The organism is bacterium (genome assembly GCA_016699045.1).
In the GTDB taxonomy this organism is placed as follows: domain Bacteria; phylum Babelota; class Babeliae; order Babelales; family RVW-14; genus AaIE-18.
In genome coordinates, this window is sequence record CP064957.1 from 1,409,460 (window position 1) to 1,433,185 (window position 23,726).

Below are 23,726 nucleotides of genomic sequence, written 5' to 3' on the forward strand. Positions count from 1 at the left end.
GATTTGCTGATGATCTCCTTTTTTAAGCTGCAGGAGCAGCATTAAAGTGTTCTTTGGCTTTGCTGTGTAAATAATTGACGATGTCGAGATGGCCGTGAGTTTGGGCAAAGAGTGCTGGTGTGGCCCCGCCTTTAGCTTGAGCATGAATGTTGGCGCCATGGTTTACCAGTATTTCTACGCAATCAAGATGACCTGCATAGGCAGCTGCGTGGAGCGGGGTCCAGTCATTCCAGCCTCGAGCATTAACGGAAAATATTTTATTTTCTAGAAGTTCTTGTACCGTATCAGTATTACCTAGTTTTGCTGCTTGATGAAGAGCGGTCCAGACGGCTGACCATTCTGCTGATACAGCAGTGGTTGCACAAGCAAGCGTGAATAAAAATAACGATATAAATTTTGTGTTCATAATATTCTTTTCTTTTTTTTCGTGGGCAGGGTAAATCCTGCCATTGATGAATTACGTTTTGTTGCTAGGAATTTTAAATAATCTGCGATGTCTTTATAGTCATTGTCTTCTGCCAGAATTTCTGGTGTTTTATCGTCAAAGTTTCTAAAATTTATTGTTGCTTTATAAATGAGCGATGCGTCATAATTGAGAAGTTTTTTTACACAGTTTAAATAACCATTTTTTGCAGCCTTATGAAGTGGGGTTTCGCCTTTTTCGTCGCGTGCTATTCTGTCGGCATTGGCGCTTGTGTTGAGGAGTTCAGTAAGGCATGCAAGTGAGCCGCTTGTTGCAGCGCAGTGTAAGGGTGTGCAGCCTTCAATTTCTCCAAAAATTTCCCCAACTTTTGCTCTGACGTTAGCGCCATTGTTGATCAAAAAGCTAAGGCACGCGAAATTACCGCTTACTGCGGCAACGTGAAGTGGGGTCCAACCGTCGTTATCCTGATCGTTGATGTGGGCTCCATGGCGCAGTAAAATGCTGATACTTTCTGGATGACCCATGAATGCAGCATGATGAAGTGGTGTTAAACCTTCGTTATCGCGTGCGTTGACGTTGGCATTATCGATGATAAATTTTTCCATTGTATTGAAATGATCGTGATTGTTTGCCTCTCGAACGAGCTTGTGAAGTTGCGTCCAGCCCCATTCATTGATTGGCGAATTTATATTGAATTCTTCAGGAGATGCTATTATGGCAGCAACAAAGAAGGTGCTTGATAAGAATGATAAGGCTATTTTTCTATTCATAGACGACTATCCTGCTTATGATGAGATGTGTTTATTTTGTTAATAATCGAATAGTGAAAACTTTTGGTGGGGCAATCATATCATGTTTATAATTTATTTGCTGCATTTTTTTGCATGGCGCTCATTATGGTACTTAAATAGGTAGCAATATCATCATTCTGCGCGTCTGTAGCAAGGTTGGTTGCGGTATTGCCATTGGTTGTTTGAGCAAAAATGTCAGCTTTGTTTTTTAAAAGTAATTGTATGCATGCTAAACGGCCATTTGCAGCTGCAACGTGCAGAGGTGTTCGGGCGTGATTATCGTTGGCGGCAACAAGGGCGCCTTTTTGAATGAGCAATTGTGCGCTTGCGGCATTGCCATGTAACACCGCGTAATGCAGAGGAGTCCAGAGTATATTGTCGGTGGCGTTAATGTCTGCGCCTTTTTTGATGAGCGTTTTTATGCAAGCAATACCCCCTTTGTCAGCAGCATAATGCAGTGGCGTATTGTTATCATTATCTCGTGCATCGACGAGTGCTCCGTTGCGTAGCAATATTACAAGACGGCCTAGATGTCCTTTTTGTGCTGCATCATGGAGTGCGGTTTTTCCGTATTGTCCAATAGCGTTAACGGGAATGCCGTTGTTAAGATGTGTTTGTAATGCTATAAGATGATTGGTTTTTGCTGCAACGTGAAGTGGCGTTTCTGCCGGTTTTGCGTGCGAAGTAAACGTAAAGGCAAGTAACAGCGTGATACATTTTACGTTCATAAGACTTTTCCTTACCTAGTCAATTAGTTGATGCGTTGTGGTTAAGGCGCTGTTGGGCTTGTTTGTGCAGATATTGTGTTATAAGCCGATAGCCTTTTTCTTCCGCAATATCGTGTGGAGTTTCGCCACAGGAATTTTTACTATCGATGGTGGCTCCTCTTTCGACTAGGGCTTTAACACATTCATACTGACCTTTGTTTGCGGCATGGTGAAGAGCGGTCCACGCAAAATATGTGCCACATGCGTCAACATTGGCTTGATGTTCTAGAAGTTTTATGACAATGGACGTACGGCCTTGCATGGCGGCAAGATGAAGTGGCGCTTGTTCATCAATATCTTGAATATCAATCATTGCGCCGTTTTCTAAAAGTTTTTCTACGCAAAGCATATGACCTTGCCGAGCTGCTTCATGAAGCGGTGTTCTTTGTGCATAATCTTGTGCATTAATGAGGGCGCCATGTCTTAAAAGTTTTACTATGTGCGACGCATGGCCTTGGTGGGCAGCAAGGTGTAGTGGTGTTGTTGTCGCTAGTATTGCGTGCGAAGTACAAGAAAGAAAAGCTAACAATAAAAGAAATATTTTTTTGTTCAAATTTTACTCCCTATATTTTTTGGAGCTAAGTATGTCACGAAGTTATTTGTTTTTGTAGTAAATAGTTAACAATTGTTAAGTGATCCCCACTTGTTGCAAGATCTATTGGTTTTTTACCATTACTGTCGCTGGCATAAAGATTTGCATTGCTTTCTACTAATATTTTTACGCATTCAAAGCGGCCATTCCAGGCAGCAAGATGCAGCGGCGTAAAATGAAATTTGCTTTGAGTGTCAATGGTTAGTCCGCCTTGCAGCAATGCGCTGACACTGGCGAAATTTCCCTCGGCGACAGCTTCGTGCAAGGCCGTCCAGCCATAGTTGTCTTGTGCATCGCGATTAATAGTTTTTGAGGAGAGGAGGGCGTTAATGCATGCAACATGGTTATGTGAAGCGGCATAATGCAAGGGTGTCTGGTTGTCTTTATTACGCACATTAACATCAGCATTGTAGCGTACAAAGATCAAAATGCAGTTGGCGTGATTGTTCTTTACTGCGAGATGAAGTGGTGTGTGACCATAACTATCTTTGATAGAGGTAAGCGCATTGTTTTGGAGCAGTATTTCTATACATTCGGCATGGCCTTCTTGGGCTGCGCAATGAAGAGCGGTGTGTCCATTGCTGTTTTGCGCATTAATATTTTCGCTGTTGTTGATAATGGTTTGTAAATGATGAAAATCGTTCTTTTGTACTGCTTCATGGAGTGGGGTAAAAGCTGCTGGTATGACATTGGTTGCGAGTGCGAGAGTAATTAACAATAATGCGGTAATTTTTTTGTTCATGATGGTTTTTCTTCAGACTCAGGTTGATTTTTAAGGCGTTTTTTTTCCTGTATTTTTAAATAGTCTGCGATATCGTGAAATTTTTTTTCTGTTGCCAAATCAGCGGCGTTTCCAATGAGAGCGCCATTGTCTACCAAAAATTCTATGCAGGCAACGTGGCCAAACCAGGCAGCCCAATGCAACGGTGTCCACCCGTTGCTGTCTTGAGCATCAATTTCTATTGTCCATTTTTGTGCCAATTCTTTTACGCATGCAAGATGCCCCTCTCCGGCGGCTGCATGAAGTGGCGTTCTGTGTAAAAAGTTGTTCTGATCGTTAATATTGGCTCCGTTGGCTATCAGTTCTTTTACGCAATCGACGTGGCCGTTAAAGGCTGCACAATAAAGCGCCGACCAGCCTTGATACAGAGCATTAACATTCACGGTTTCCGTTGCTAAAAGTCTTCTAATAGCTATTGCGTCTCCTCTATTTACTGCTTCGTGAAGAAGTGGGATTGCCTGTAGCATGGTGTTTGTTATGAAAGTAAGGGCGACTAAAAATAAAGATATATTTTTCTTATTCACGTTTTAACTTTCGTTAGATTTTTGTTTTTTGAAGTACTTTTTGTTTTATGCTTCTTCAAATAACCGTGCAAAGTCAACCAAGTTTGCTTATTGTGCTCGTTGAGCTCGAAGTTGTGCTTGTTCTTTTAAATACTGTGCGATATCGTGAAATTTTTTTTCTGTTGCCAAATCAGCGGCGTTTCCAATGAGGGCGCCGTTTTCTACCAAAAATTCTATGCAGGCAACGTGGCCATACCGCACCGCTGCATGAAGTGGCGTCCACTCGCCGACGTTGATGGTATCGATATTTTTTGCTACCAGCGCTTTAACGCAGTTAATGTGGCCTTGTGCAGCAGCGTGATGAAGCGGGGTCAAACCATTTTCGTTTATCGCTAATTCATTGATATTTGAGTGTGAAAGAAGTAACGTGACGCATTCAAGACGGTTGTACCGTGCGGCAAAATGGAGCGGCGTTTCTCCCGTATCGCTTTGAGTATTAACGTTGGCATGAGCATTTAAAAGAACGGTAACGCATGCGAGATGGCCCCGCGCGGCAGCAAAATGAAGTGGCGTGAAGCCATCTGAATCTTTTATATTGATATCATTAGGATTGGTTTTGATAAATAGCGTGAGTGCGGGGGCAAGACCCTGGGCTGCTGTGGCATGGAGATGTGTTTTGTATTTTAATCCGGCTTGCATAGTGCTGCTTGTGCCGGTGAGTGCAACTAAAAAGATGAAGGTTAATTTTTTTTTCATGATTATTTTTTTCCTAAAACAAATAGTCTTTATTAATCGGTTGTTAGTTTTGGTTTGTGCTTTTTGGGTTGAAGTTACTGTATATCACAAAAGGTTTTAAATACGCGATAATTGACGTACAGTCTTTTTCTAGTGCGAGTGATAAAGGAGTATTTTCTCTTTTTGTGCGTGCTAATACATCAGCGCCGTTGGCTATAAGAATCCTGACGCAGTCAATAGAGTTTCTTAAAACAGCGCAATGCAGCGGTGTCCAGTCTAATTTGGTGCGTGCGTTAACATTGGCGTCATATTCAAGAAGAAGTTCAACGATGTCTGCCTGATTGTACCAGGCGGCAACATGCAGTGCTGTCCAGTCATCAGGGTCTCGTGCATCGACACAAAAACTTTTAATTGTTGCAAGATATTCGATGTTTGTCAGATTTCCTATGCGTGCCGTATTGTGAAGATCAAACCAGTTGTTTTTTCCTGCTGTTACAGACGCAGTCCATGCAAGGGCGATGAAGAGAAGAGGTATACATTTTGGGGTCATACATACTTTCTTATTACATCAAAAATTAATCGATCAGCTGCCAGTATATCAGCAGCTGACCTTGTGATAATAATTAATTATTAGAAAAAGACGACGAGGTAGGTGATGCGGGCGGTGCAGGTAATTCGGGTAATTCTGAGAATGAATCTCTGAGCCTTTGACTGAAATTGTCCAATGCTGAAGGCGCTCTTCTTGCTCTACGCAATTCTCTTAAATAGTCTGCCAGAAGGTGATGGCCATTGTCTCGTGCGATCTGTTCCGCCGTTTTATAGCACAAATTGAATTGCGGGGGAACAGGAAATAAAAGATCCGCGCCATGTTCTAAAAGAACCTCCACGACGTTGCGTCGGTTTTCTTGAGCGGCGATATGAAGTGGGGTTAGGCCTTCGTTTGTTAGAGCGCTCATGAGCGCTCCCTGTCTCAACAAATAGTTAGCGCATAGTGCGTGGCCAGCAAGAGCGGCCGCATGCAAAGGTGTATGACCGTCAATGGTAGTTATTTGAATATCAGCTCCTGCCATCATAAGTTTGTTTGCGGTGCCAACGCTACCACACAAAGCAGCATAATAAAGTGGCGTTGCGCCATTGCTATCACGAGCATTTACCTTCGCACCATTTTTGGTGAAAATGTCTACGCACGCAGTATGATGGCCCATGGCGACAAAATGAAGCGGTGTCTTATCTTCATGAGTGAGCGCGTTTACAGCAGCATGAGCTGCGATGAGCCGTGCAATGTTTTCAAAATGGCCATCTCGTGCTGCGTGATGCAGTGGCATTAAACTGTTTTCATCTTCTTCATTAATAAGAGCGCCGCTTGCAAGAAGCATGTCGATACATGGGCCGTTGTTGCCTTGACCGGCAGCAAAATGTAGCCCGTGAAAATTGGCAGCAATTAAAGCAATTTGAGGAGCTTCAAAGCCGGCATTGTGAACGATTGTTCTGAGCGCTTCAGGATTGCTGTTTATTGAATCAAGTAAGACTTCGAAGGTATTATCTGGTTTTTGTTTTTCGATTTTGCTGATGGCTTCATTTTTTTTCTTTTTATCTTCTCGTCGCCATGAAGCTGTAGTATCAACATCTTCGTGTTTATCATCTTTATCATCGATAATTTCTTCCATATTAACGTCTGACTCTGCTGCTGGTAGTGCGTACGAGATAAAAGTTCCGGTGATTAATAATGATCCTATAAATTTTTTAATCATAATTCATCTCCCTATTGGTTTGGGTCCAGATTCATTAGAGCAAGTCTCTTGAGCATTTTGTCATAAAAGTCTGTATTATGAGAGGCCGTCTCATTGTTCTCTTCACCTGATTCTTCTTTTTTCTCTAAGTATTTTTTTGAGTGTTTTTCTTTTCGTTTCTGTTCTGGTTGCGCAAGACAGTGATCTACGAGGCTTGTTTTTTTTTGTTCTTGCAAGAAACGCGAAATGTTTTGATAGCCATTTAATTCTGCGGCTCCTGCTGGTGTTTTTCCTTTATATTGTCCGGTTATAATACGTTGTTCTGTATGTGCTCCGGTTGCTACAAGTTCTTCTACACATTCAAGATGGCCATTGCTGGCTGCCAAATGAAGTGGTGTCAAGCCTCCTTCTTGTATATTTGATGTGTTAATGTTGGCGCCTGCATCAATTAAAAGGTGTAAGCAGTCAAGATGGCCATTAACAGCGGCTGCGTGGAGAGGTGTGCGTCCATCGTTGTGATTAATGTCAACATCAGCGCCTGCTTTGAGAAGTTCTGCTACGCATTTTGTATGACCACGGCTACTTGCCAATAAAAGTGGCGTTACGTTGTTGCTGTTGTGCAGGTTGGGGTCAGTACCATTTTTTAAGAGTTTTTCTACGCAGAGATGGTGGCCACGATAAACTTCTTCAAGAAGAGATCTTTCGTTTACAATTCCCTCCTTCATTAAATGGTCAATATAGGCTTTATACTCAAATTCATGTTTGTCTAAAATGTTGACAATATCATAATGTTCGCGCCGCTTTGCCGCGTCTCGTGGTGTTTCGTTGGGACGTGCGGTTGTTTTGTGATCAAGATAATAGCGGCAAAAAAAGGTACGAATATGTTGATCTGCATGAGCAGCTAAAAGTTCTTGCACGCAAGCACGGTGACCATTGGTAGCCGCATAATGAAGCGGGGTTGGACCTCCTTGTTCGGTATTAATACGATTAACAACAGCTCCTGCGCAGATGAGCAGTTGTAAGCATTTAACATGGCCATAAAAAGCAGCAGCATGCAAAGGGGTTCGTCCTCCATAGTCGGCAGCGTCAACATGAGCGCCTGCTCTAAGAAGTTCGTTAACGCAATCGCTGCGGCCAAAACAACTTGCTAAAAAGAGAGGAGTTGCTCCTGTGCTGTTGCCCGTATTTGGGTTAATTTCATTTCTGAGCAAATTGCGTACGCAGGCAAGATGGCCGTAATATGCTTCGGCTCCCAGCGGTTTTTCGGCAATGGTTGGGTCGCGGAAGTCGTGATGTTGAAGTTCTTCGCATAGTGCTGCTGGGCTGGCGGTAAATGGGAAGACTAGTATGAGAGTTAGTAAGTATAGTAAGATTGACGCATTGGGCATAAGACAGCATCCTTTTTATCCACGTGGTAATGTCATGAAGTACCGTTATCGAGCTTGATTACAAAATATGGTAATGAGTTTCTCTCAAATTAAAAGTCTTATGCAATATTTTTGCTTATAATTATGGTGTGAGCATGATGATGTTCAATTGATTCTATTTTATTTTTGTTTACTTTTTTTATCTTTTTTTTCGAACGAGACAGATCTTTGCTCGACAAGGTTATAAAAAGGTTCATTAATTAATAAATAATTGACTATCTCATATTGGTAATGTTTTTTTGCAATGTCTTTGATTGTTTCGTCCTTCGCCGTGCGGGCGTTGCGATCAGCGCCGATGGATAACAATGTCGCCAATATGTCGAGCGCACCGACTTGGGCAGCGCAATGCAGCGGTGTAAACCCTCGGCGATCTTGAATATTTACACAAGCTCCTCGAGCTAAGAGTGTTGAAATACACTCCTTGTGTTTCCAACTTACGGCATGGTGGAGAGGGGTTTTCCCGATGTTGTCTTGTGCGTTAATGTCAGCTTTGAAGTCTAAAATCCTTGCTAAGCAATGAAGATTCCCGAACATTGCTGCCACGTGCAAAGGCGTTTCGCCGGCACTATTTCTTTCATTGATATCAGCGCCATTGATAACGAGAAGTACGATGCTCGGAGCATTGTTCCAGCGTACGACTTGATGTAAAGATTGCGATTTTTTTAAAATCTGAGCAAGTGCTTGTTCAGATTTAGCAGCTGGCATAGCACATGAGGTCGTAATGAGTAAAGCCAAAAGTGAGCGTACGATGTTTGTTTTCATGGTGTTGTTTTTTCGCAAAATTGTTAATGATGTTGTAAAACGTGTGTTTTCACGTTATTTGTTTGATCAATTTAAAGACATAAAAATGACCACCAGCTTGACTCCTTGTTTTCTTGCGATTGTTGCTTTGTCTCATTTTTTTTACGTTCTCGGGACAAGAGAGTTGCTATAGTAGTGAAACCTTGGTCGAGGGCTACTCGATCTGCAGTTTTGTTGCATTTTGTTAACAAGGTACCGTCAGCATTGTATTCTAAAAGCATGCCTACGCAAGTATGTTGGCCATGATAGGCGGCCTCATGAAGAGGTGTTGCGCCGCTCCAGTCTTGCGCGTTCACGTTAGCGCCCGCATTGATTAAAATTACGGCGCATCCAAGATTGCCAGCACGAACAGCCAGATGGAGCGCTGTGGTGGACCGATCTTTGAAATCAGCTGCATCGTCACGTAGCGTTGAGTCGGGATTGGTTGGTATATGGACGTTGGCGCCATAAGAAAGAAGTAGCTCAAGATAAACACTATTGCCATTAAAAGCAGCGTGATGCAGAGGTGTCCAGCCTTTATGATCAAGAGCGTTGAGTGCTGCGGTATCCTTGTTTGTTACCATAAGCTGCAATAACGATTTATGGTTGTTCCATGTTGCGGCTTTATGAAAAATGGTTGTTTCTCGCTTGTGTGCAGCCGACTCAAGTCTTGCCGAGAGCGTGAGGACAATTAAAAATAAGCATATAAAATTTTTGTTCAGGCACAATCTTTTTATGAAATTTGTTTAAATGGTGACTTCAAAAAAACTATTCGAATTGCTTTACAAATCTCAAACATCGAGCGAGTTTACCATGGCCGTAATATCGCGCAATGTATTCGATGTTGTTTCCAGTTTTTGTTCGTGCGAAAATATCTGCTTTGCAGGTAGTGAGCAACTCACGGATGCATTTCGGCGATCCGCAGCACGTGGCGCAGTGCAATGGTGTCCAACCGTGATTGTCCAATGCTTCAACGTTGGCACCGTAGCGCACCAAGAGTGCCATGCATTGATGGTGGTTGTTGCTGGCAGCTGAATGCAGTGATGTCATGCCATCTCGATTTCGTGCGTGCACGTTGGCACCATTTTTTAACAGTAATTCAGCGCATTGAATATTGCCCCACATGGCTGCCAGGTGCAAAGGCGTATCGCCCATGCAGTCTGCTGCATTAACATCAGCGCCGCTTGTGATAAGGATTTGCAACGTTTGACTATCATTAAGTCTTGCTGCTTCATGAAGATCTGTCCAACCTTCAAGTGGCATAGCGCTGGTGGTGAGAGTGAAGACAATTGAAAATAATGGTATAAATTTTTTGTTCATGATTGGGCCTTCTCATTTTTAATTGATATCGATATTCATCAGTTCTTGCGTCTGTTGCCGTACTTGTTCAATCGTTTCCAAATAATGTATAGTTTTTATTTTTGCCAATCGTGTAGGTTTAAATATTTCTCTTGCAACATCTATGGGTGTTTTGCCTTTCTTGGTTTTAGCATAAATGTTAGCATTGCCATGTTCCACAAGGTATTGTACGCATTCGAGGTGGCCCCAATGAGCGGCATGATGAAGAGGTGTCCAGAGCTTAGCGTCTTGAAGATCGACGGCGACGCCATATTGTATAAGAGCTTTGACACAGTCAATGTGACCATTGTGTGCGGCGTAATGGAGCGGTGTGCTCTCGGATTGACCTAAAGCATGAACATACGCTTTATTTGATAAAAGAATTTGTACGCATTTTGTATAGCCCTTAAATGCAGCATAATGCAGCGGAGTCAAGCCGTTTTCATCCGGTGCGTCGATATTGTATATTTGTTTGTTGACCAACGTTTGCAATAACTCAGCATTGCCATAAAAAGCTGCGAGGTGCAAAAAATGACCTAGTGCCGCAAGTGTTGCTTGTGTTGCGCATGAAAGTGTAACTAAAAAAAGAACGATAAGTTTTTTATTCATAGTTTGCATTCCAGTAATTATTGATTTCTGTTAGATTTTCGCGTAATTGTAAATAGTCTGCGACGTTTTGATGTCCTTTTGTTGTTGCAATTTCTTTGGGCGTTTGGTCCGTATTTGTTGTTGCAAAAATATTGGCACCTTTTTCTACAAGATATTGTACGCACTCGAGCTGACCCCACACAGCCGCTTTGTGAAGCGGAGTCCAGAGATCAATATCTTGGTGGTTGATCGTGGCACCATGTTCTACAAGCAATTTAAGACAGTCAATGGATTTTTTTCCAGCTGCAAGATGGAGCGGTGTGCATTCGTACCGGTTCAATGCATTTACTTTGGCGCCATGCTGCAACAGAATATCTATGCATTCAAGATGGCTGAAATAAGCTGCATAATGAAGTGGCGTTAAACCATCTTCATCCGGAGTATTTATATTTTCAAGATCATTATTGATCAATGTTTGTAAAGATTGATAATCACCATGTTTTGTTATTTCGTGCCAAGAAATATTTGCTGCATGGCTTGCTTGTGTTGCGCATGAAAGTGTAATTAAGAAAATAAAAATAACTTTGTTGTTCATGATAATTCTTTAGTTTTGTTGTGTATCGTTTCTTTTCATTACGCTGCGGGCGGTATTATTGTACTTGCGCTAGTTCTAGCGCCTCGTTCTAGCAGTAATTCAATGCATTCTTTATGGCCATGAGTAATAGCAAGAAGAATAGGCGTTTCTTGCTGGTTGGTTTTGGCATCAATGTTTGCATGGTATTTTAATAATACTACTATCCCGTCAAGATGGCCAAATTTTGCTGCATAGTGCAACGCTGTCCAGCCAGCTTTGTCGGCAGCATTAACGTTGGCGCCATTATCCAAAAGAAGCATCATACATTCGATATAATTATTGGCGCCGATATAGTTTGTACCGAGACGTTTGTTCTGTATTTGCCAAGAAGCTTTATGAAGAGGAGTTGTGCCGTCTTTATCTTGCGCATTAATGGCTGCTTTATCGGTCTTGATTAATTCTCTAAGCAAAGGAGTGTTGCCAGCATAAGTAGCCATGTGCCATCGAACCGCTGCTGGTGCGGCAGTGGTGGTAAATGTGAGTGAGACTAAAAATAATACTCTAATTTTTTTATGCATCTTTTTTTTCTTTCTTTTCTTTTGCCTGTGTTAGTAACCCATTTTTTCTGCGGTGGCGCCGTTTTTTGTATGTTTATAGATATCGCGCCAGCTTCTATTAAAATTTTACGCAGTCAAGATTGCCGCGCCAGGCAGCAATCTAAAGCGGGGTCCAGCCGTAGTTGTCTTGTGCATCAACGTTGGCTTTGCTTTCTATCAAAATTCTTACTTGTGCGATATCGCCATCTCGTGCCGCCTTGTGCAGTGGCGTTTCAGCAGCCGACATGGCGTTGGTTGCGAGAGCGAGCGCGATTAAAAATGATACGAGAGATTTTTTTTTCATAATAAAACTTTCTTAACGATTGGCATGATAGCTAATTTTGTGTTTGAAGTGGAGGTTCTGTGCAATCTTCGGTTAAAAGATCGGCGATTAATTTTAAAATACGACGATGCGCAGGATTTTCTGACTCTTTTTCAGACAGTTGGTTATTGGTAATGGCTGGCGAAGTTGAAGTGCTTGCTTTGAGTAGCATTTGTACACATTTATGATTGTTGTTGAGTAGAGCCAGGTGCAACGGTGTTTGGCCGATGTGATTTTGCGTGTTAACTCTGGCGCCATAACCTAATAAAATACGAACGTTTGAGGGGTTGCCATTCGCCGCAGCGTAGTGCAACGGTGTCCAGCCGATATGGTCGATGACATTAACATGAGCGCCACAAAACACTAGAGCTGATAAGCAAGTATAGTGACCGTATTTGGCGGCATAATGAAGTGGTGTAGCGCCTGTTCTAATTCGTCCATTAATGTTTCTTGCTTTTGTCTTGAGTAGCATGATCAATGTTCTTATGTCGCCTTGTCGAGCAGCTTGATGGAGACTTTTTGGTGGTTGTGAGTTTGTGTTGGAGGTAAGCGCGAGTGTACTTAAAAATAACCCTAATGTTTTATTCATAGTTAACTATCTCCTCGAATAATAAGGGTTGTGTTTTATACAGAATTATACTTGTGTTTCGTGCATAAAAAACGTTCAATTTTTTTGAAACCTTTTCTTTGTGCTATGGCTAGGGCTGTTTCGCCATTTTTAGTTAAGAGTAACGGAGATGCGCCGGATTGTATCAGTAACATTATGCATTCAAGGTGCCCACCGAGAGTAGCGACATGCAGTGGCGTCAAATTGTTTTTCGTGGTAGCGTCCAAAGACGCGTTATTTTGGATAAGTATTTCCAGGCATGACAAGTTGCCCTGTACAGCGGCTTGATGCAGTGGTGTTGCCAAATCAATGTCCATAGAATCAATAGGTGCGCCGTATTGAAGAAGTGTAATGATACTTGCTGTTTGTCCATAGCATGCAGCGATATGTAGTGGTGTTGAACCCGTATTTGACATGGTGGGGTTAAGCGAAGCGCCATGCTGAATGAGTATTTTAAGGCAAGCTATGTGACCATTTTTGGCTGCGTAGTGGAGTGGTGTTGCGTTATCTTTGTCGCGACAATTAACATGAGCTCCGTAATTAAGAAGCTTAATAAGACATGCGGTTGTTCCAAAGTCTGCAGCGAGGTGGAGGGCGGTGAATCCAAGCTCATCTTTGCTGTCAACAGACAGATCGTGAGGCAAAATTTCTGGCATCAATTCACTATGGCCGTTCATGGCAAGGTGGTGTAACGATATTTTTGGTGCGGTAGGCACGAGCAAAGTGTTTGTAGTGAGAGTGATGGTGAGTAGAAAAAATAAGCGTATAATTTTTTTATTCATTATTTAATTTCGTTCTGAGAATCGCGATGATAGTTGTTAGAGAGCTTGTACTTTTTTTACGATCTTTTAAATAAGTTGTTGAAGATGGTGAGATGATTTATTTTTTGTATGAAAAGATGATGGTAGAAATGTACACCGATTTGCTCTTGCTTACAAGAAAAGACTGCGTGTAGATAATAAAAAAAGGCGCTTTTTTTGAAAACGCCTTTTTTAACATGATTTTAAAAAGTATTAGGGTGCTTTGCACCATTACTCGTATAGCGAGATGTTTATTCCTGTGTTAATTGTTCGACAGCATCTAAAAGATCTGCAGTTTGTCCATAGCCCGCTTCGCGTGCAATTTTTTGTGCTGTTTTTCCGTTGCTTTTTGCTATTGCACGTACATTGGCACCCCGTGCTAACAGAATTTTAATGCAAGGGATGTTGCTTTTGAGGCTAGCATGATGCAATGGTGTCCATCCATGACAGTCTTTTGCATCAATGTAAGCCCCTTTGTCTAAAAGTAGTTTAATGCATTCAACATGGTCGCTGTCGCTATTCTTACAACAGTCGCCGTCTACAACGTAATGAAGGGGCGTTGATTGAGTGATGTCTCGAACATTGGCATCAGCCTCAGGTTCGTTGAGTAAAACTTTTACTTTTGAAAAATCGCCAGCTTGTGCTGCTTCATGCAGTGGTGTTACTTTTGCCATTGGCATAGCGTTGGCGGTGAGAGCCAGAACAATTGATAATGATACAAAAATTTTCTTGTTCATGATGAACCTTTTTGAGTTATGAGTTTTTAAATTACTCGTTTTTTTGCAATATAGCCATTCAATGCATTTATTTAAGCACCATGTTCTAGGTTCTGTTGACTTTTCATCGTAACCATAAAATTGCTCCAACAAAAGAAACGAACGATAAGTAATTCTGGGCCTTTTTGTCAAAGCGAGAAAAGACATGTCTGAAGTGTTTGATTTTAGAGAAAAAACATTCAACGAGATGTCTTTCTTTGTAAAGATGCTCATCATATTCATACTGAATCTTTCTGTTAGATCGAGGCGGAATAACAACCGTACATTTTTGATTATTTAACAAAGTTCGTAATGCATCAGAATCATAACCTCGGTCGGCTATCACACAAGAATTTTGGGTTGCTTTGAGCAGGGTTTCAGCTTGCGTTATGTCATTTCTTTGACCAGGAGTTATTATAATTTTTAGTGGGTTGCCCAAGGCATCCACTGTCGCATGAATTTTTGTAGTAAAACCACCTTTACTTCTTCCCAAGCCTTCTTCACTTTGTTTGCCATAACCCGCTGCGCAAGGATGCGATCTTACTATTGTGGCATCAATCATGACGTATTCAAGGTCGGGGTCGTCAGCACAAAATGTTAACAATTTTTCAAAAATTTTCTTTTTACTCCACACATCAAATCGCTTGAATACGCTATTCCAGTTGCCATAACGGTCAGGCAGTTCTCGCCATTGAGCGCCTGTTTTTAAAATCCAATACACACCCACTATGAACCTCTTACAAAGACCTTCATTTCTAACATAAATACCTTTTTCTTTTTTAAGAAACTGATATATTTTCCGCCACGCTTCATTTGTGATATACTCTCTTTGCATGATAACGCCTTTTTGAGTTTTTAATAAACTCGTTTTTTTTGTTGGTGTTATCATGCACTCAAATCACATTTTTGAAAAGTCAACAGAACCTAGAAGTTCTTCTACAATTTCATCATAATCCTTGTGAGCTGCCAAGTGAAGTGGGGTCCAATTATGATGAGCTCGAGTGTTAGTATACTTTTTATCAATGGCGATGATTTTTTGCAATTGTTCTACGTTGCCAGTTGCTGCGGCATTAATTATGTCTTGTGAGAGATTGGGAGCTTTTGGCATGGCGGTTGTTGTGAGCGAGAGAACGACTAAAAATAAACTTACAAATTTGTTCTTCATCATGAATCTTTCGTGATAAAAATTATGGGTGTTTTTCTATGATAGGTAACGTTCGAAATACTGGGCAAAGGCAAGGCGACTGACAGCTTCTGCAAGGTTTTGGGGTGTTACTTCTTCTTTTGCTTGAAGTATTGTGGCTATTTCTTGCCCAGTTATCAGCGCCGCGTCTCGAGGTGTGTGGTTTCTCTTATTTCTTGCGTGCACATTGGCACCATGGTTGATGAGTATTTTTGCTGCTTCTATGCATCCTTTAAAAGCAGCATAATGCAGCGGTGTGCAGCCGGTGCTGCTTGTGACATCGATATTGGTTTCTTCGGCGATAAGTTGTTTATTGTCTGCATATCCATATTCGTTAATGATGTACGCTTTTTTTTGTGCAAGATGCTCCATCAAAAGATTAATACAATCAATGCTTCCATATCTAACTGCGACATGCAGCGGCGTTTCAGAAAAACAGTCCATCGCAAAAACATTGGGATTATGATCAAGAATAACGCGTGCGCATTCTACGTGATTTAATCGAAAAGCTAAATGGAGTGCTGTGGCGCCGCAGATGCTACATTCCTGAGATGTGGTGGTGTGCATTATTGTTGTATTAACATCAGCATCATGTTTGAGGAGTATTTGTACTATTTCTGGATTGTTTATGCTGATTGCAGTGTGAAGCGGCGTAAGTCCTTCTTGCGTTTCTATGGCATTAACATTTGCGCCATGGGTAATGAGTTCTTGTACGCAATCGACATGGTTGTGTTGCGTTGCGAGATGAATGGGTGTGAGATCTTTATTGTTTTTTCCGTTGACATCAAAGCACTTGAGCGAGAGCATCATTTTGAGATTATCAATCAAACCGTTTTCTGCTGCATAATGAAGTGGTGATGGTGCTGCTTGCATGGTGCTGGTGGCGCACAAAAGAGTAGCGTATAAAAATGAGCGTAAAATTATGTTCATAGTTTTTTCTTTTTTAAAAAGTTACGAGATAAGTGTTTTCATTCGTTGTTCTAAATATTGAGCCATAGCAAGTCGCTCAACAACTTCTGTAAGATTTTCAGATGTTACCTTTTCTTTTGCTTGCAGTATCGAGGCTATTTCTCGCCCGGCATACAGTGCTACGTCAAGTGGTGTGTGACTTTTATTGTTGCGGGCAAAAAGATTGGCGCCATTTTTTATGAGTATGGCTGCCGCTTCTATGCATCCTTCAAAAGCAGCATAGTGGAGCAGTGTGTTGCCATTATTATCTTTGGGATCAACACTTGCTTCTGCTGCGATTAATTCAGCAATAAATTCTCTGTTGCCTGCATGGCCATAATTATTAATGAGGTATGCTTTTTTTTGTGTGAGGTGTTCTAGTAAAAGCATAAGGCAGTCAGCATGGAAATACCTAACTGCCACATAGAGCACTGTTTGAGAATAATCATCTTGGGCAAAAATATTAGGGTTATGAGCAAGAAGCATCTTTACACATTCCGCATTGCCGATCATGACCGCGACGTGGAGCGGTGTTTTACCACTGATTTTTTTGTTACAAGAATCTTCTGTTACCAGTATTTTTGCATTAACATCAGCGCCGTGGTTAAGCAGTGCCTGTACGATATCGAGGTTGTTTACGTTGACGGCGGTGTGAAGCGGCGTCCAACCATCTTTGATGTCTGGAATAGTAATGTCTGCATTGTGCGACAAAAGTTCAAGGACGCAGTCAGAGTGGTTGTGTGCGATGGCGACATGGATTGGCGTTGTGTTAAAAATATCTGGCTGATCGATATTGTCACCTCGGTTGATACATGTTCTTACTTCGTTAACATCACCGTTCAAGGCTGCTTTAAATAATGGGGAGTGCTGAGTCTCTATCTTTTCGGCTGGTATAAAAAAAATATTGGTAGCGGGCATAGCGTTGGAAGTGAGCGCAAGCGCCAGTAACCACAATCTTAAAAATTTCTTGTTCATGATAAATCTTTCTGCGTGATGTTATAAACATTATTCGTGTGATTGTTCAGCCATTTTGTTCTTTAAATATTCGTATATCATAAGGCAGTTGTTTGTTTCTATAAGGTCATCTCGTGTTACTTCTTCTGAGAGTTGTGCCATCATAATTTTTGTTAAACCTATTGTGCGCACAAGGTCAAGGGCGGTTTTGCCGTTATTAGTGCGAGCATGTACGTCGGCTGCATGTTCAATGAGTACTTCTACGCATGCCAACGTTCCTGATGTTGCAGCATAGTGCAGAGGCGTTAATCCGAGGTTGTCTTTTTTGTGTATGATTGCAGGATTATGGTTAATCAGGATCTTCATGCAATCACTATTTCCTGCTTGAATTGCCATCTGTAATGGGCATAACTCTTCAGCGATAGCAGCGTCATTCGCGCCGAGTTTTAAAAGTTCTTGAACACATGCTGGTTGATTTAAGGCAACAGCCAACAGCAATGGCGTTGTGCCGAATTGATCGTTTTTTGCTTCAATATCAGCGCCATATGCTATAAGCTTGCGCAGAAATTCAACATGCCCGTTGCTAGCGGCAAAATGAAGGGCGGTATAGCCATGTTGTTTGGTATCAATGTGAATGGTACAATGAGGTAAGAATCTTTCGAGGCTTTGAGTATGTCCTAGTTTTGCAAGGACATGAAGCATGCCGAGCTGTCGTTCGGGTGTATAAGCTGCGGGCAGGGCTTGTGCGGTGAGTGCGATGGCAACTAAAAATAAAGGTATAAATTTTTTGTTCATTAAAGACCTTTCTTAAAAATAGTATGGAATTTGTTTACTGCTTGCTTTGCTTTTAATCGACTTCAGGCTCTTTTATTTCTGGAATGTCTTCGTAACTTTCTATTAATGTGACGATATCTTTGTGGCTATTTTCGGTTGCAAGGTCTTTTGCTGTTTTGTTGTTGTTATCTTTTGCTTCAATGTTGGCACCATTTTGTAAAAGTAGTTCAACGCATTCGATAAGATTCCATAAACTAGCCCAATGAAGTGGCGTTCTGCCGAATTTGGTTACGGCGTTAACATTAGCATTCTGTTTTACAAGTTCTTGGGCACATTTGGTATGGCCTAAGTAGGTAGCATAATGAAGTGGGGTCAAGTCGGTGTTTGTTATTGCTTCAATGTTGGCGCCTTTTTGTAAAAGTAATTCAACGCAGTTGGTGTGGCCGTTGCTGGCAGCATAATGAAGAGGTGTCCAGCCGAGGTTGTCTTTTGCTTCAATGTTGGCATCGTTTTGTAAAAATAATTTAACGTAGTTGGTGTGGCCGTTGCTAGCGGCATAATGAAGAGGCGTTCTGCTAGTGTTTGTTTTTGCTTCAACGTTGGCGCCACGTGGTAAAAGTAGTTTAACGCAGTCTTTGTTGCCCTGTCTGGCAGCAAAATGAAGTGGCGTTTCGTTGTCTTTGGTTTGTGCGTTAATATCAATATTACCTTGTATTAAAATTCTTACTTTGTTGATATCGCCATCGTGTACCGCTTGGTGCAGTGGCGTGAAGCCTGTGGCGTGCATGGTGTTTGTGGTAGTAACAAGAACGAGCGACAATAGTCCGATAATCTTTTTCTTCATGAATATGTTCCGTGATAGTAGTGAGTTTAACTTTTCAGATAGTGGCAGAAATATACCTATCTTTAAAATGGTTTACAAGGAAATATTGCGTTTTAATAAAAAAATAGGCGTCTTAAACAAGACGCCCCAGTAGTTTTTAAAGTGCGATGGTGATTATCGCTTACGCTTTGTGCCAGAAGATACAAGAGGGGCTTGAGCTGCCGCGAGAAGTAATGCTGCACACCTTGCGTGGCTTTTTTGTACGGCATGGTCATATGGCGTATAACCTTGTTGATCAACCGCATAAATATTGGCGTCGAGTTCAATAAGGGCTTGGACCCACACGGTAAGCCCCATGTTCGCGGCACAATGTAGGGGTGTTTTGCCGTCTTGATCGTGCGCATAAATATCAAAATTTTCTAGGACAAAGGTTTCCTTTAATTTTTCAACTTTAGATCTTTCTAATGCAGCGGCGCTTGGAATTGAGACTGCTGGAAAAATGGTGGCATTGATTTGGAATGTCATGAGTAATAATAAAAGATAGTGTTTATTCATAATGGTTTCGATTTTTTTGGGGTTTATTATTCTGCGCGTTTACGTTTTCTGGTTGGTATGCTTGGTGCGGGTTCATTTACAACAACAGGTTGCTGTATTGTCATAGCTTCAAAAAGGATATATGCACATTCAAAGTGACCATTGTTAGCAGCTGCGTCATACGGCGTGTTGCCAACGTCATCAATGGCATACACATTAGCTCCTTGAGCAATAAGTTCACGGATCCAGTTGGCAGCGTTATTCCATGCGGCAATGTGAAGGAGTGTTATGCCGTGGCGTTGTGCATTTCGTATGATGGTTGTTGCTACAGGATAGGTTGTTTCTTGCTCTTTCATGTCAACATCGCGTGTGCACATGGCTGACAATGTTGAAATAGTGTTTATGTGCATAAGTAAGAACAATGATAAGAAGTGTTTTTTCATGATGGTGACCTTTTGTTGTTAAAATAGTAGAAAATATTGATTTAGAGAGACATAAGTTCGTTCATATAGTCTGATTTTTTGTTTTGAGTTTCTAGCGTATCAATAGCTTTTTGCCATTTGATTTCTTGTGCGATTGTTAGAGCGGTGTGCTTAGCAGTATCTCTGATGTTGATGTTAATCTTTGGGTGGCGTAAAAGCATAAGAAGGCATCGGAATTCACGTTCTTCTACTGCTCTGTGAAGTGGGGTTTGGCCTACAATATTTATTGCATTTACGTTAATGTTGCGGTGTGCTAGGAGTTTTTCTACGCAGGCAACGGCACCCGCTTTGACAGCGACATGCAGCGGTGTTATTTTTGCAGCACCACCACTTATATTGATTTCTGCTTCGTGTTGCAGTAAAAGTTCTACACAATCGGCATGGTTATTGGCGGCAGCATAGTGCAGGGCTGTCCAATCGATTTTGTCTTTTATGTCAGAACGAGCGCCGTTTTTGAGTAATACTGCCATGCACTCAACATGTCCTTTGGTTGCTGCCAAGTGGAGGGCGGTTGAGAGTGATGCAGAAGCGCCGGCGATTGGTGCGTTGATAAAAGCTTGGTGTTGTAACAAGAGTGCTATGCATGTAGCATAGCCAAACCAGGCAGCATGATGCAACGCAGTCCAGCCAGATGGTCCTTGGTCGTTTGCGAGTGCGCCATTTTCGAGCAGTATTTTTACGCAGGCGGTATGTCCTTTGTTTATCGCCAAATAAAGCGGCGTGGCACCAAAATTGTCTCTGCAATGAACCGTGGCGTTTCTTGCCACTAAGTCTCTCATGCAGCCTGGGTGCCCGTTCCATGCGGCATAATGCATGAGTGTGCGTCCATTGGGATCTGTGGCATTGATATCAAAATCGATGTCGGCGTCTGCGGAATTGCTGACTGTACTAGTTGCAGGCTCTGCTGCAGGCACAAGTGTGGTGGTCAGTGTTAGAAAGAATAAAAGGAGTGCGCCTTGATGTTTGATTATCATGAGTTACTTAATCCATTTTTAATTTTGGTTGGCCGGCACGTTGTTCTTGATAAATTCTTGCTTTTATGAGCATATCGGCGATGTCGTGATAATCAGCTTCGCGTGCCCAAAATTCTAATTTTTTACTAGAAAAAGTGCTAATGCAGTCAGCATCGCATTCGAGTAGTTTTTCTACGCATGCCGTATGGCCGTTTGTTACGGCATAAAAAAGTGGTGTGCGACAGTCTTGGTCGATGGTGTCTGCTTTTGCACCTGCTGCCATGAGAAGAATAATGCAACCAGTATGACCGTTTTTACTTGCACAATGCAGAGCTGTTTCAGCAAATCGATTGAGCTTGTCGACTTGCTGATCTTTATGGTGTTGTAATAAAATGGCAAGACAGTCAACGTGTCCTTGTTGTGCCGCTAAATGAAGTGGCGTGTATTTGTCATCATCTTTGACGGAGATAGATGCTTGTGCTTGAATGAGTTTTTCAACAATTTTTGGTTGATTATTTAATGCTGCCAGATGAAGTGGGTAGATACCGCCGATTGCCTTGATATTGACATCTTCGCCGCTGTTTATAAAAGTTTCAACATACGCGAGGTCGCCCTTCATTGCTGCGTAATGGAGGGGCGTAAAAGGTATTTCAAATGCTGCGTTAACATATGTTGCTTGTATTATGAACAGTGTGAATAAGAATAATCTTACTGATATTTTGTTCATGTTAAAACTTTCGTGAGGATATTTTTATGGGATGGCACAGTCCCAGGGCACATTCTTATTTGTTCGATCAACGAGTGGTTCTGATGCATTATACCAATTTTTTTTTTTTATCATATTGGTTTGCGTTTAAAGCCCTACTTTTTTTACAACGGAGCTGATGAACTTAAACAGTAAGGATAATTTTTTGGTACGGTGGTGCGCATGAGTGCGAGTGGTTTAGAAATGGGAGTAATTTGTAATTGTTCGGCTAAGGTAGAACAACATAGATTTCGCTGTCTTTTTTTGCATTCTGAAAGCCAATCGGCAAAGCACTCTTGATGAAAATCGTGACCGCACCCGAGGCTTGCGCAGACTTCGTTTATATAAAACATATTGTTACAGAAAAAGCATAGGTCGTTTTCATCTTTATCAACTGATGTTATGGCTGTCGGGCCGAGGTTTCTTACTTCTTTTAAAAGAAGCGCTGCAGCTAGACTGCCATATTTGAGGGCAACGTCTTCAGGTGTTTCTTGCTCAGCGCTTGTAGCGTTAAGATTGGCGCCGGCCAAAAGAAGCTTTTGAATGCTGCTTATAGCGCCGTATTGAGCAGCAAGATGGAGAGGGGTTAAGTTTTTTTTTGCACAAGCATTAATATCGGTTGATGGGTATTGTGTGAGCGTTTCAATGCAAGCAGTATGATTTTTTTTTGCTGCTATATGTAATGCAGTGAATCCATAACATTCCGAATTAAATATGCTTAAATTGGGATTGGCGCCTGATTGTAAGAGTATCTCGATGCAAGCTGGTTGGTTTTGCAGGGCTGCAAAAAATAAAGCCGTAACGCCTTTGGCGTCTTGTGCGTTAAGGTCTATAACGTCAGCACGTAAACGAATGAGTTCTTGTATGAAAAATGCATGACCAAAAGTTGCGGCAATATGAAGCGGCGTCCAGCGTTTAATGTCTCGTGCGTTAACATCAGCTCCTTGATTAAGTAAATGTTGTATAACGCCACAATTACCATGTCGTGCAGCTTGATGAAGTTCTGTTGTTTCTTCAGATGAAGCTCCGGGTAAAACAGCTGCTGATGGGATTAAAAAGAGTATGAGCAATATTTTGGCAGTATAGTTTTTCATTTGGTTTATATCTTTTTGAATGATTAAGAAGGTAAGGTGTTTTCTTTATCTAAGAAGCCAGGGTGTGTTGTTTTGGGAATGGAATGCTTAGGATATTGTGTGGCTTGCTTTAAAAGAGCTTGTACGTAGAGCGAAGGGTCAGGCATTTTTTTTGATGTTTTTTTTATAAAAAAAGGACGGAGAGCTTTTCCCAACCCACGATTAGTGACGTGTTTTTTTGTTCTTTTTAAGGTGTTTTCTAGATTTGTTATTTTTGCAATAATTTTTGCATGTACATTCATTGGTGTTGTGACGAGGCGTAGATAATTATCTATAATTTTTTTTTAGATAATGTTGTTGGAATGATTGAATCCTGGCACAGTAGGGGAGCGCTTTCCTCTACAATTTTTCTTAAGAGTGGAGAATGGCGATAAAGTGTGATTGTTTCCTCTGTTTCAGAAAGCGTTTCCGTTAATTGATACCAAAAGTTTATATATTGTTGCTTTTGCTCTTGATTTGTGGTCCTGCTCATTAAAAAAAAGACAAGTTCAAGATTCTTTTTGGTAATGAAATTATTGATGAATGTTGCTTGTAGTGAATGTTCTGATATTTTTGCTTCTAATTCTTGAATGTAATGTATTATTTGAGCTGGTTCAGTAAGCGTTTTGAGCGGTCCGGTAGCACCATTAATGTGAGAGTTAATGAATAAAAAGAAGAGAAAAAATGCAGGCAAGTTTTTCACGGGATTGTCCCTTGGTAAATTATTTTTTATAAATTAATTTAAAATTTAATAGTAATCAAAGATTGTGCAATGAGGCAAAAAAAGGGACAAAATACAGAACCTTTATACCCCTGCTGCTTCCTTCCGGATCTGACAGATTGTGTACAAAGATTACTTATTTTGTCCCAAGCTTTTTAATGCTTACTAAATTTCTTGCTCAAGTGGCAGCCCTCCTACGCGTTGCTATGCAACTTGCTTCGAATGGCATACTTCGCTTGAGAAAATGTCCGCGCCATACGAAGCTTCGAAAGAGCGAAGTATGGCGGAGAGAGAGGGATTCGAACCCTCGATGCCCCTTTCAGGACATACATGATTTCCAATCATGCGCTTTCGGCCACTCAGCCATCTCTCCCGAAATAAACTTCT

33 protein-coding genes, 1 tRNA gene and 1 other RNA gene are annotated in these 23,726 nt (G+C 41.5%); all 35 read right to left on the reverse strand.

The window, feature by feature from the left end:
- Nucleotides 1-22 precede the first annotated feature (22 nt).
- Nucleotides 23-406 (reverse strand): ankyrin repeat domain-containing protein, encoded by a 384-nt coding sequence (locus tag IPF37_06540; protein ID QQR49172.1) that lies wholly within the window; start codon nucleotides 404-406, stop codon nucleotides 23-25.
- A complete protein-coding gene (locus IPF37_06545; protein QQR49173.1) occupies nucleotides 403-1,194 on the reverse strand; it encodes an ankyrin repeat domain-containing protein in 792 nt (263 codons plus the stop codon). Before IPF37_06545 ends, IPF37_06540 begins: the two co-directional genes overlap by 4 nt.
- A gap of 86 nt (nucleotides 1,195-1,280) precedes the next feature.
- Complete coding sequence (locus tag IPF37_06550; GenBank protein QQR49174.1) at nucleotides 1,281-1,943, reverse strand: ankyrin repeat domain-containing protein; 663 nt, start codon at nucleotides 1,941-1,943, stop codon at nucleotides 1,281-1,283.
- A gap of 19 nt (nucleotides 1,944-1,962) precedes the next feature.
- Nucleotides 1,963-2,535 (reverse strand): ankyrin repeat domain-containing protein, encoded by a 573-nt coding sequence (locus IPF37_06555; GenBank protein QQR49175.1) that lies wholly within the window; start codon nucleotides 2,533-2,535, stop codon nucleotides 1,963-1,965.
- A 34-nt stretch (nucleotides 2,536-2,569) separates the two neighbouring features.
- Nucleotides 2,570-3,316: an ankyrin repeat domain-containing protein gene (locus tag IPF37_06560; GenBank protein QQR49176.1), complete on the reverse strand. Its 747-nt coding sequence runs from the start codon at nucleotides 3,314-3,316 to the stop codon at nucleotides 2,570-2,572.
- The gene (locus tag IPF37_06565; GenBank protein QQR49177.1) at nucleotides 3,313-3,879 is read right to left on the reverse strand and encodes an ankyrin repeat domain-containing protein; all 567 of its coding nucleotides are present in this window, start codon (nucleotides 3,877-3,879) and stop codon (nucleotides 3,313-3,315) included. Before IPF37_06565 ends, IPF37_06560 begins: the two co-directional genes overlap by 4 nt.
- Nucleotides 3,880-3,966: 87 nt before the next feature.
- Nucleotides 3,967-4,614 (reverse strand): ankyrin repeat domain-containing protein, encoded by a 648-nt coding sequence (locus IPF37_06570; GenBank protein QQR49178.1) that lies wholly within the window; start codon nucleotides 4,612-4,614, stop codon nucleotides 3,967-3,969.
- A 43-nt stretch (nucleotides 4,615-4,657) separates the two neighbouring features.
- The gene (locus IPF37_06575) at nucleotides 4,658-5,143 is read right to left on the reverse strand and encodes an ankyrin repeat domain-containing protein (protein ID QQR49179.1); all 486 of its coding nucleotides are present in this window, start codon (nucleotides 5,141-5,143) and stop codon (nucleotides 4,658-4,660) included.
- A 73-nt stretch (nucleotides 5,144-5,216) separates the two neighbouring features.
- On the reverse strand, nucleotides 5,217-6,344 hold the full coding sequence (locus IPF37_06580; protein ID QQR49180.1) for an ankyrin repeat domain-containing protein: 1,128 nt from the start codon (nucleotides 6,342-6,344) through the stop codon (nucleotides 5,217-5,219).
- An 11-nt stretch (nucleotides 6,345-6,355) separates the two neighbouring features.
- A complete protein-coding gene (locus IPF37_06585) occupies nucleotides 6,356-7,711 on the reverse strand; it encodes an ankyrin repeat domain-containing protein (GenBank protein QQR49181.1) in 1,356 nt (451 codons plus the stop codon).
- A gap of 159 nt (nucleotides 7,712-7,870) precedes the next feature.
- Entirely contained in the window at nucleotides 7,871-8,512 is a 642-nt protein-coding gene (locus tag IPF37_06590) for an ankyrin repeat domain-containing protein (protein QQR49182.1), read from the reverse strand.
- 71 nt (nucleotides 8,513-8,583) lie between these two features.
- Nucleotides 8,584-9,258 (reverse strand): ankyrin repeat domain-containing protein, encoded by a 675-nt coding sequence (locus tag IPF37_06595; GenBank protein QQR49183.1) that lies wholly within the window; start codon nucleotides 9,256-9,258, stop codon nucleotides 8,584-8,586.
- Between the two features lie 40 nt (nucleotides 9,259-9,298).
- The gene (locus IPF37_06600) at nucleotides 9,299-9,850 is read right to left on the reverse strand and encodes an ankyrin repeat domain-containing protein (GenBank protein QQR49184.1); all 552 of its coding nucleotides are present in this window, start codon (nucleotides 9,848-9,850) and stop codon (nucleotides 9,299-9,301) included.
- 18 nt (nucleotides 9,851-9,868) lie between these two features.
- Nucleotides 9,869-10,477 (reverse strand): ankyrin repeat domain-containing protein, encoded by a 609-nt coding sequence (locus IPF37_06605; GenBank protein ID QQR49185.1) that lies wholly within the window; start codon nucleotides 10,475-10,477, stop codon nucleotides 9,869-9,871.
- Nucleotides 10,470-11,051, reverse strand: coding sequence for an ankyrin repeat domain-containing protein (locus IPF37_06610; GenBank protein QQR49186.1), 582 nt, complete (start codon nucleotides 11,049-11,051; stop codon nucleotides 10,470-10,472). The genes IPF37_06605 and IPF37_06610 overlap by 8 nt, the downstream gene beginning before the upstream one ends.
- Before the next feature lie 38 nt (nucleotides 11,052-11,089).
- On the reverse strand, nucleotides 11,090-11,608 hold the full coding sequence (locus IPF37_06615; GenBank protein ID QQR49187.1) for an ankyrin repeat domain-containing protein: 519 nt from the start codon (nucleotides 11,606-11,608) through the stop codon (nucleotides 11,090-11,092).
- A gap of 139 nt (nucleotides 11,609-11,747) precedes the next feature.
- A complete protein-coding gene (locus IPF37_06620; protein QQR49188.1) occupies nucleotides 11,748-11,930 on the reverse strand; it encodes an ankyrin repeat domain-containing protein in 183 nt (60 codons plus the stop codon).
- Nucleotides 11,931-11,961: 31 nt separating this feature from the next.
- A complete protein-coding gene (locus tag IPF37_06625; GenBank protein ID QQR49189.1) occupies nucleotides 11,962-12,537 on the reverse strand; it encodes an ankyrin repeat domain-containing protein in 576 nt (191 codons plus the stop codon).
- 35 nt (nucleotides 12,538-12,572) lie between these two features.
- Entirely contained in the window at nucleotides 12,573-13,337 is a 765-nt protein-coding gene (locus tag IPF37_06630; GenBank protein ID QQR49190.1) for an ankyrin repeat domain-containing protein, read from the reverse strand.
- Between the two features lie 269 nt (nucleotides 13,338-13,606).
- Complete coding sequence (locus IPF37_06635) at nucleotides 13,607-14,092, reverse strand: ankyrin repeat domain-containing protein (protein ID QQR49191.1); 486 nt, start codon at nucleotides 14,090-14,092, stop codon at nucleotides 13,607-13,609.
- 103 nt (nucleotides 14,093-14,195) lie between these two features.
- Nucleotides 14,196-14,945 carry an IS5 family transposase gene (locus tag IPF37_06640; protein QQR49192.1) on the reverse strand — a complete coding sequence of 250 codons (750 nt, stop codon included), beginning with the start codon at nucleotides 14,943-14,945 and terminating at the stop codon, nucleotides 14,196-14,198.
- 63 nt (nucleotides 14,946-15,008) lie between these two features.
- Entirely contained in the window at nucleotides 15,009-15,278 is a 270-nt protein-coding gene (locus tag IPF37_06645) for a hypothetical protein (GenBank protein QQR49193.1), read from the reverse strand.
- A gap of 33 nt (nucleotides 15,279-15,311) precedes the next feature.
- A complete protein-coding gene (locus tag IPF37_06650; GenBank protein ID QQR49194.1) occupies nucleotides 15,312-16,223 on the reverse strand; it encodes an ankyrin repeat domain-containing protein in 912 nt (303 codons plus the stop codon).
- Nucleotides 16,224-16,244: 21 nt separating this feature from the next.
- The gene (locus tag IPF37_06655) at nucleotides 16,245-17,216 is read right to left on the reverse strand and encodes an ankyrin repeat domain-containing protein (GenBank protein QQR49195.1); all 972 of its coding nucleotides are present in this window, start codon (nucleotides 17,214-17,216) and stop codon (nucleotides 16,245-16,247) included.
- Between the two features lie 30 nt (nucleotides 17,217-17,246).
- The gene (locus IPF37_06660; GenBank protein QQR49196.1) at nucleotides 17,247-17,990 is read right to left on the reverse strand and encodes an ankyrin repeat domain-containing protein; all 744 of its coding nucleotides are present in this window, start codon (nucleotides 17,988-17,990) and stop codon (nucleotides 17,247-17,249) included.
- A 52-nt stretch (nucleotides 17,991-18,042) separates the two neighbouring features.
- Nucleotides 18,043-18,813, reverse strand: coding sequence for an ankyrin repeat domain-containing protein (locus IPF37_06665; protein ID QQR49197.1), 771 nt, complete (start codon nucleotides 18,811-18,813; stop codon nucleotides 18,043-18,045).
- Nucleotides 18,814-18,966: 153 nt separating this feature from the next.
- Complete coding sequence (locus tag IPF37_06670) at nucleotides 18,967-19,347, reverse strand: ankyrin repeat domain-containing protein (protein QQR49198.1); 381 nt, start codon at nucleotides 19,345-19,347, stop codon at nucleotides 18,967-18,969.
- 26 nt (nucleotides 19,348-19,373) lie between these two features.
- Nucleotides 19,374-19,769: an ankyrin repeat domain-containing protein gene (locus tag IPF37_06675; GenBank protein ID QQR49199.1), complete on the reverse strand. Its 396-nt coding sequence runs from the start codon at nucleotides 19,767-19,769 to the stop codon at nucleotides 19,374-19,376.
- Between the two features lie 41 nt (nucleotides 19,770-19,810).
- On the reverse strand, nucleotides 19,811-20,782 hold the full coding sequence (locus IPF37_06680) for an ankyrin repeat domain-containing protein (GenBank protein QQR49200.1): 972 nt from the start codon (nucleotides 20,780-20,782) through the stop codon (nucleotides 19,811-19,813).
- A 7-nt stretch (nucleotides 20,783-20,789) separates the two neighbouring features.
- Nucleotides 20,790-21,488, reverse strand: coding sequence for an ankyrin repeat domain-containing protein (locus tag IPF37_06685; protein ID QQR49201.1), 699 nt, complete (start codon nucleotides 21,486-21,488; stop codon nucleotides 20,790-20,792).
- Between the two features lie 143 nt (nucleotides 21,489-21,631).
- The gene (locus tag IPF37_06690) at nucleotides 21,632-22,600 is read right to left on the reverse strand and encodes an ankyrin repeat domain-containing protein (protein QQR49202.1); all 969 of its coding nucleotides are present in this window, start codon (nucleotides 22,598-22,600) and stop codon (nucleotides 21,632-21,634) included.
- A gap of 23 nt (nucleotides 22,601-22,623) precedes the next feature.
- Nucleotides 22,624-22,881 (reverse strand): hypothetical protein, encoded by a 258-nt coding sequence (locus IPF37_06695; protein ID QQR49203.1) that lies wholly within the window; start codon nucleotides 22,879-22,881, stop codon nucleotides 22,624-22,626.
- A 29-nt stretch (nucleotides 22,882-22,910) separates the two neighbouring features.
- The gene (locus IPF37_06700; protein QQR49204.1) at nucleotides 22,911-23,321 is read right to left on the reverse strand and encodes a hypothetical protein; all 411 of its coding nucleotides are present in this window, start codon (nucleotides 23,319-23,321) and stop codon (nucleotides 22,911-22,913) included.
- 77 nt (nucleotides 23,322-23,398) lie between these two features.
- Nucleotides 23,399-23,490, reverse strand: an RNA gene (gene ffs, locus IPF37_06705) — signal recognition particle sRNA small type.
- 130 nt (nucleotides 23,491-23,620) lie between these two features.
- A tRNA-Ser gene (locus IPF37_06710) sits at nucleotides 23,621-23,712 on the reverse strand.
- Between the last annotated feature and the right edge of the window lie 14 nt (nucleotides 23,713-23,726).